The sequence below is a fragment of the Halomonas sp. AOP43-A1-21 genome (assembly GCF_052376775.1).
Taxonomy (GTDB): Bacteria; Pseudomonadota; Gammaproteobacteria; order Pseudomonadales; family Halomonadaceae; genus Vreelandella; species Vreelandella colorata.
In genome coordinates this window covers 1-290 of record NZ_JBQSWC010000113.1, presented here as the reverse complement: position 1 = coordinate 290, position 290 = coordinate 1, and the positions used below count along the sequence as shown (strand labels likewise).

General features: G+C 61.7%; 1 protein-coding gene. It reads right to left on the bottom strand.

Translation table 11 applies throughout. The features are described 5' to 3' along the window. Positions 1-290: hypothetical protein (locus ACT3R7_RS20785; RefSeq protein ID WP_496199474.1), on the bottom strand; the 290-nt coding region annotated here is incomplete at both ends.

Below are 290 nucleotides of genomic sequence, written 5' to 3'. Positions count from 1 at the left end.
CTGTACTGCCCGGCTCAGCGGTACCCACTACCGTGGTCCCGGTCGGCTCACCGTTGTCGCCGATGACATCGGTGACGGTGTCAATCACCGGCGCATCCGGGGCAGCACTATCAATAATGACGGCACCCAGCGAGCCAAGATCACTGGTATTACCGGCCGTATCCGTCTGGCGAGCGATCACATCGCCCGCCGCATAGGTGCCGTCGGGAAGCTCAAAACTCTCACCGACACCCTCGACCCAGGTATCGCCACCATCAAGGGAGTATTCCCACGTAGCGTCGGGTTCGAGG